Consider the following 7,299-nt stretch of genomic DNA (forward strand, 5'->3'; position numbering starts at 1 on the left):
AACTGCCGGCGATGGTGTGTCCTGATTCTGTGAAACGCCATCCAGGGAGAGGGGTCACGTTCGCGTGGGCACGTGCCCGTAGAATGCCCACGATGATGCCGCTGAACTTGGCTTTGTTGTTGGTGCTCGGATCCCCCCCGCACGACGAAGAGCCGGGTACCGCACCTCTCGAACAAGCGGTCATTTCAGCGAGCCCCACGGCGGAGTCCGCTCACCAACTCGCCGAGGCGTTGACAGCAGCCGAGGCGGAGGCGCTCGAACTCGTCCAAGACGCGGACGCGCTCGCGCTCCTCGATCGAGCCAGGCTGGCGCTCGCGTCGATCTACCTGGCGCTCGGCGACAGCACCAAGGCCGCGGCTGCGATGGACGAGGTCATTCGCTCGGCCATGGGCCGCGACGTCGGGGCGGGGAGCTTTGGGCCGACCGTGCTCGAGCTCTACGAGCGACGTTTGCAGGCTCTGCAAGACACTGGCACGTCCACGATCGCTATCGTCTGTCATGGCTGTGAGGTCATCATCAATGAGGCCCATGTGACCGATCCCGCCACTCCGCTGTACCTTGGCAGCTATCGGGTATGGGTCGTGTTCACCGATCCCCGCCGCGCCCCCACCCATCTAGAGATCGAGCTGAGCGAGCCAGGCATTGTCGCGAGGCGCTCGTTCCTCGCTGTCAGCCAGTCACCAAGAGATGCGCCCGAGGTGAACAGCGAGGGAACCGCTCGCCTGCTCCCACGCTGGGCCGAGCTCACCATGGCTTCGGCCGGGGCGGTTGCGATGATCAGCGGGGTCGTTCTGGCGTCACTCAACGGCAAATGTAGAGGCGACGCACGCGGAGGCGACAGCGAGACCTGTCCGCAGCTCTACCACAACCGCCCCCAAGACATCGTCCTGATCGGCCTCGGCACCACCGCGGTGGTTGCCGCCGGCGTTGTGTTGACGATTGACGAGGTCCGAGTCGGCCGCGCGCGCGGTCACCAAGCGATGTTGACATGGACGACTCGATTCTAGGCGAGGCAGCCGCTCGAGTCGGGCCCTATACCCTCGTCCGCCGGCTCGGCGCGGGGGGCATGGGTGAGGTCTGGGTCGGGCGTCGGGCCCATCAGACCGGCGCCTACAAGACCGTGGCCATCAAGCTGCTCACGCCCGAACGCGCCCATGACGAGGCGTCGCAGCGCATGTTCGACGATGAGGCCCGGCTATCGATGCTGTTGTGCAACTCCAACATCGTGCAGGTGTTCGACGTCGGCGAAGACGCCGGTGTGCACTACATGGCCATGGAATGGGTCGACGGCATGAACCTCGACGAGCTCAGCAGCACCCTGCGCGAGCGCGACGAGACGCTCCCGCTGTCCGTGGTCGGCTACATCGTCGGCGAGATCCTCAAGGCCCTGGCTTATGCCCACGAATTTGTCCACGAAGGTCACGAGCGGACGATCGTTCACCGCGATGTCTCGGCCCACAATGTCATGATCTCGGTCGCCGGCGAGGTCAAGCTGATGGACTTTGGCATCGCCCGCGTCGCGTCCGAGGAGACCAGCGGCATCCACGTCAAGGGGAAGCTTCGCTACATGCCACCGGAGCAGCTTCGCGGTGATGCACGGGCGCCAACCATCGATCTGTTCGCCGTCGGAGCGATCCTCCACGAGCTCCTCGATGGTCAACGCTTCCGCTCGGGCGTCGTGGACGAGGCTCGCCTCTATGGCATGGTACTCGATGGCGAGGTCCCGCCGCTCACGTGTGCTTCAGAGCGGGTCCCGGGGGAGGTCGAGGTCCTGAGAAGCCATCTCCTGAGGGCTGACGCGACCGAGCGGATCCAGTCCGCGCGCGAGGCTCACCGCTGTCTCTCGGTCTGGTCCGGCTACCGCGACGCGAAATTCGAGCTGCAAGACCTCGTCCGTGGATGTGTCAGTCCAGCGAGCTCGGGCACGGAGAGCATCAGCGTCTCCCACGTCTCGCGGTCTCGCCCTCGACCGCTCCGGACCGACTCGCACGCCGCCCGGACCCGCCCTCACGTCTCGCTGAGCTCACCTCAAAACCTGAAGACAGACCCGCTTGCTTCGCGAGCAACGTCGCGCAGCAGCTCCGCGAGAGCTGAGACGGACGAGCGCTCCATCTTCACCCAGGTGCTGCCTCCCCCCGCCCGAGCGAACGTCTTCCTTGCATCGCTCGTTGCGCTGCCTCTGCTTGTCCTGGTGTTGTTTGGAGCTGGCCTGGTCTGGCTCGCATTTCCCCGTCGCGCGTCGAGCGTCAAGCAGCCGCTCGAGAGCTCTCGAGCCGTCGAGGCCGAGCCGCCGGCTGTCGTCGACACCACCGTCGTAGTGCCTCGTCCCATAGAGGGGGCCGGAGCACCACTCCCGCATCCGAGCAATCCGGAGCTGAGCGCCCCGGCTCCGACATCGGTCGCAAGCGAGCCGCCGAATTCGCCTGAAGTCATCGAGCCTCCGCCCAATATCGAGCAACATGCGTCGGAGTCCGCCAAGATTTTCGAGCCCCAGCCGCCGCCTCGCGTGTCTGTGATGATCAGCGCGCCAACGGTGTTTTGGATCGAGATCCAGATCGGCGGCAGGATCCACTCCCTCGATCGCATGGGAGCAAAAACCCAGGCTCGCGCTCGCCTACGCCCGGGGACCTATCAAGTGCGCTACCGCAACGTCGCGCGTGGAGCGTGGCGCTCGGGTGGGACAGTGACAATCCCCGACACCCGAGAGTCGCTGCATTTGATGTTGCAGCAGTCGGGGAAATTCAAGATCGAGTGAACACTCATCAAGGCCAGCATACGTGAACATGAAGAACCGAAACGTGTATTTTGTAGCTCTATTTTCGTCGTCCATGGTTGCATGTGGAACCGTCGACAATACCAACGATACAGTTGCTAGCCAGTCTACCGACGACTCGGGCACGGGCGAGACAGAGACAGATCTGGACCCGACGGCGGGAGACGGCGACGGCGATGGAGACGGAGACGGCGACGGAGACGGAGACGGAGACGGAGACGGAGACGGCGACGGCGACGGCGACGGCGACCCGAGCTGTGACGGTGAGCTGGGCTGCGCCTGCGGACCCAACGCGACCTGCGTCGCCGACCTCGTGTGCATAGAGGGGACCTGCGTGGCCTCGGCGTGCGGTGACGGAGTGGTGAGCGCGAGTGAGACCTGCGATGACGGCAACCTGACCAACAGCGACGGCTGCAACGCCGACTGCCAACCAACCGAGATCGTCGAGCTCCGCGCGGGCGGCTACCACACCTGCGCCTTGCTCAACTCCGGCGAGGCTCGGTGCTGGGGTCGGGGCAACTATGGACAGCTCGGTCAGGGGAACACCAATCTCATCGGTGACTCCGAGACGCCCGCCTCGATCCCCACGATCGTCCTCAGCGCACCCATCACCGCGATCCGGACGGCCGAGCATCACACTTGCGCTCTGCTCGATACGGGTGATGTCGCGTGTTGGGGGCTGGGAGCCGGGGGGAGGCTCGGCTACGCGAACACGGTGAATATTGGTGACGACGAGCTCCCCATCGTTGCGGGGACGGTGCAGCTCGGCGGGGCTGCCATCGCCATCGACACGGGGTACACACACACCTGCGCCCTGCTCGACACGGGGTATCCAGTCTGCTGGGGCAATGGCGGCTACCACTTGGGGCAACAAAGTACGAACAGTCTCGGCGATGATGAGCACCCCGGTAGCGTGCCGGTCATCAACCTTGGAGGCACGTCGTCCATGATCGTGGCTGGGGGCTCAATGACCTGCGCCCTGCGCAATGACGACGAGCTCATTTGCTGGGGCTCCAACCAAAGCGGTCAACTCGGCGTCGTCAGCTTGTCGACGCAGATCTCCGTGGCGCAGGCGATAGTCATGCCGGCGCAGATTCCGAACCCGCCCGTGGATCTCGCGCTGGGCTCCGAGCACGCCTGCGCCATCTTCGTCGACACCAATCAGCTCGCCTGCTGGGGCACCCACACCCACGGACGGCTCGGCTACCCCGGCCAAGCCCAGGACATCGGTGACAACGAAGCTCCGGGGGACCCCGTGATGCTCGGCGGCACGCCCGTCGCCGTCGCCACCGGTTACCTCCACAGCTGCGCGATCCTCGATGGTGGTGAGGTCCGGTGCTGGGGCTACGCGAACGAGGGGCAGCTCGGCTACGGGAACAAGAACCGGATTGGCGACGACGAGACTCCAGCAGCCGCCGGGGCGGTGGCGATTGGTGGTCCGGCTGTCGCCATCACCGCGGGGCGCCAACACACCTGTGCGCTGCGCGAGGACAACGAGGTTGTGTGTTGGGGCGAGGGCTCGTGGGGCGCCCTCGGATATGGGACCCCCGCGAACATCGGCGATGACGAGACGCCCGAGACCGCTGGCACTGTCGAGGTGTATTGAACATGGCGAACCTACCCTCACGGTCCGCGACGCTCATCGGGCTCGGGCTCGGGCTCGGTGCGAGCAACTGCGGGTACGTCGACAACCTCGCGGTGTCCGTGGACGACTCGCGCCCGACTAGCTCCGACAGCTCGAGTGACGAGTCCACCGCATACGAGACCGACGAGAGCGATGAGCCCTCGTCGACGACGACGGGCACCGAACCCGAGACGAGCGACGACGAGTCGGAGACCGGCGATACTCTGGGTTGCCCACCGGGTACGCTCGACTGCCCATGCGTCGCCGAGACCTGCGAGCCGGGTCTCCAGTGCGAAGCTGGCCTGTGCAAGCCGTTGCCCGTGTGTGGCAACGGCGTGGTCGAGACTGGGGAACAGTGTGATGATGGCAATATCGATAGCGGCGATGGCTGCGAGGTCGACTGCAGCTCCACGCGGATCGTGCAGCTCACTGCCGGTTCCCAGCACACATGCATCCTGACCGAGGTGGGCGATGTCGTCTGCTGGGGGCGCAACGATCACGGTCAGCTCGGCTATGGCCACGTCCAGTTCGTCGGGGACGACGAGCCTCCGGCGGTCTACGGCGTGCTCCCGCTCGTCGAACCAGCCACGGCGATCTCCGCGTCCGGCACGCATACCTGCGCCGTGCTCGTCTCGGGCAGGGTCACCTGTTGGGGCGAGAACAGCGACGGTCGCCTCGGCCTCGGTCACCTGAATGACATCGGCGACGACGAAGAGATCGACACCCTCGTGCCCCTCGACTTCGGAGACGAGATCGAAGCCGTGGCCGCGGGGTTTACCTTCACCTGCGCGCTGTCCTTCACCGGCGCGGTCTACTGCTGGGGAACCAACACCCATGGGGAGCTGGGCCACGGAGACACGATTCCGATCGGAGACAACGAGATCGCCTCGAGTTTCAACAGCTTCGTGCAGGTCGGTGGCGCGGCGTCGAACATCCGCGCGGGCAGGTACCACGCGTGCGTGTCGATGAGCGCGATGGGGGTTCGCTGCTGGGGCCTCGGCAGCCAAGGACGGCTCGGCTACGGCAACACGAACAACATCGGCGACGACGAGCCGCCAAGCGTGGTCAGCACGAAGTACGGCGACGAGACCATCACCGCGCTCGCTGTCGGCTACGATCACACGGTCATCGTCGACCCCAACTCGGGATCGGCTCGGGTTCGGGGATGGGGATACAACTACTACGGGCAGCTCGGCGTCGGGTCCACCGTCAGCCATGGCGACGGTGTTGGTCCTCTCGAGGCGACCGCGAGCATCTCCGGCACGGTGGTGTCTGTCGCTGCGAGCGCCAGCCAAACCTGCGCGCTGTTTGACGATGGCACCCTCGGTTGTTGGGGGGGCAACGGCTCAGGGCAGCTCGGCTTGGGCTCGACCCAACACCTCGGAGACGACGAGCTCCCTTCATCTGCCGCCAAGCTCTCGTTCACCGCCCCGGTCGTTCAGGTCACCATGGGTAGCTCCCACGCATGCGTCCTGCTCGACAACCAGGATGTGCACTGTTGGGGCTCGAACACGTCCGGCCAGCTCGGCCACGAGGGGGTCGACGCGATCGGCGACGACGAACTCGCCACCGACGTCGGCCCGGTGCCGCTGTTCGAGTGAAGCATCGACGTACTCGTAGCTGCCGCAGCTTGCCTCCTACGGCTGGTCTGGGACGCAGGCGAGGCGCCGAACTGAAGGCGGGGTCGTACAGGCCGCAGGCGGTTTTGCGGCACTACATCCCGAAGGCCGATGGGAAGCAGCGGCCCATGGGTCTCCCGACGGTGCGGGATCGCGAGGTGAGGACGCGGCGGTACGCCCATCTGGGCACGCGGGTGCGCTACGCCGACGACTTCGTCATCATGTGCCGAACGAAGAAGGCGTGCGAGGAGGCCGAGCGACGGGCCCGCTGTCCGGGGGTCGCGTAATGTGGCGGTCCGAGAGGCCTGGTAAGCCGTGTGCGGAAAAGTCGCACGCACGGTTTGAACGGGGCCCTACCGGCATCCCACACTTCACTGTGGGAGAAATGTAGGGTCTACCAGTGCGACCGATGATCGTGGTGAACTCGCTGACGGCTTGCGCCGAGCACAAAGCGTCTTCAGCTTCGGCGACGTTTCTCGGCCGTTTGGTTAGCGAGCTGTTGGGAGCGTTTGCTTGAACCAACTTGGCCCACGGCTGTCGGCGATCGCCACGCGTGTCATCGCAGGTTCGCCAGTTGGGGATCTTTGCTGTGATCACGCGGCGCTGGCGATCGAGCTGGTCACGAGCGGACGGGTGCCTTCGGCGATCGCGGGTGATCTCAACCCGTTCCCGCTCGAGGCCGCCGCCGCGACCCTCGAACAGCTTGGCCTGCGCGATCGCATCGAGCTGCGCCGGGGCTCGGGTCTGCAGGTACTGCAACCGGGTGAGGTCAGCACGGCCGTGATCGCAGGCATCGGCGCGCCCTTGGCCGAGCGCCTGCTGAGCGAGGCGCAGGCCACCGGTGCCCTCGCGGGTGTGCGGCGGTTGATCATCCAGCCCAACCACGGCTACCCCAAGCTCGGCAGCCTGCGCGCTCACATCGACGCGCTCGGCTGGGGGATCATCGACGAGTGCCTGGCCTACGATCATGGCCGGATGTACGCGATCATCGTCGCTGAGCCGGGCCCGTCCACGCTACAAGACGAAGTTGACCGCGAGCTCGGGCCGATCCTGCGTCGCGGGAATGACCCGCTGTTTGGCGCTTGGATCGAGCATGAGCGCGCCCGCCTGACCCAAGCCTGTCAGGGCATGCAACGTGGTCGCGCCGACCCCCAGCAGCTCGCGTCGTACCAGCGCATGCTCGCAATCCTCGCCGCGGCGGTGTGACGGCGATCTAGAGCGCCAATCCGTTTGAAGTCACGACGCCAGGCACATCTGGGGCCGCTCCTGCCGTTGTCGGTCGG

5 protein-coding genes and 1 pseudogene are annotated in these 7,299 nt (G+C 65.8%); all 6 read left to right on the plus strand.

The genetic code is table 11. The features are described 5' to 3' along the window. The first annotated feature begins 92 nt into the window (after positions 1–92). The 6 genes and pseudogenes from DB30_RS13105 to DB30_RS13130 all read left to right on the plus strand — a co-directional run bounded on the left by DB30_RS13105 (position 93) and on the right by DB30_RS13130 (position 7,222). A complete protein-coding gene (locus DB30_RS13105; protein ID WP_146658659.1) occupies positions 93–1,007 on the plus strand; it encodes a hypothetical protein in 915 nt (304 codons plus the stop codon). Beyond that, positions 989–2,755 carry a serine/threonine protein kinase gene (locus DB30_RS13110; protein ID WP_146658660.1) on the plus strand — a complete coding sequence of 589 codons (1,767 nt, stop codon included), beginning with the start codon at positions 989–991 and terminating at the stop codon, positions 2,753–2,755. Before DB30_RS13105 ends, DB30_RS13110 begins: the two co-directional genes overlap by 19 nt. Before the next feature lie 73 nt (positions 2,756–2,828). After that, complete coding sequence (locus DB30_RS13120) at positions 2,829–4,379, plus strand: RCC1 domain-containing protein (protein ID WP_052548754.1); 1,551 nt, start codon at positions 2,829–2,831, stop codon at positions 4,377–4,379. A gap of 2 nt (positions 4,380–4,381) precedes the next feature. After that, positions 4,382–5,998, plus strand: coding sequence for an RCC1 domain-containing protein (locus tag DB30_RS13125; RefSeq protein WP_052548755.1), 1,617 nt, complete (start codon positions 4,382–4,384; stop codon positions 5,996–5,998). A gap of 68 nt (positions 5,999–6,066) precedes the next feature. Next, positions 6,067–6,180, plus strand: a pseudogene (locus DB30_RS43420) (reverse transcriptase domain-containing protein); the annotation flags it as partial. A gap of 349 nt (positions 6,181–6,529) precedes the next feature. Then, positions 6,530–7,222, plus strand: coding sequence for a tRNA (adenine(22)-N(1))-methyltransferase (locus tag DB30_RS13130; protein WP_052548757.1), 693 nt, complete (start codon positions 6,530–6,532; stop codon positions 7,220–7,222). Positions 7,223–7,299: the final 77 nt, after the last annotated feature.

The sequence above is a fragment of the Enhygromyxa salina genome, from assembly GCF_000737335.2.
GTDB classification, from domain to species: Bacteria; Myxococcota_A; Polyangia; order Nannocystales; family Nannocystaceae; genus Plesiocystis; species Plesiocystis salina_C.

Coding starts and splice junctions, on each gene's coding strand:
- DB30_RS13105 (WP_146658659.1), top strand. CDS start 93: ATGATGCCGCTGAACTTGGCTTTGTTGTTGGTGCTCGGATCCCCCCCG.
- DB30_RS13110 (WP_146658660.1), top strand. CDS start 989: ATGGACGACTCGATTCTAGGCGAGGCAGCCGCTCGAGTCGGGCCCTAT.
- DB30_RS13120 (WP_052548754.1), top strand. CDS start 2,829: ATGGTTGCATGTGGAACCGTCGACAATACCAACGATACAGTTGCTAGC.
- DB30_RS13125 (WP_052548755.1), top strand. CDS start 4,382: ATGGCGAACCTACCCTCACGGTCCGCGACGCTCATCGGGCTCGGGCTC.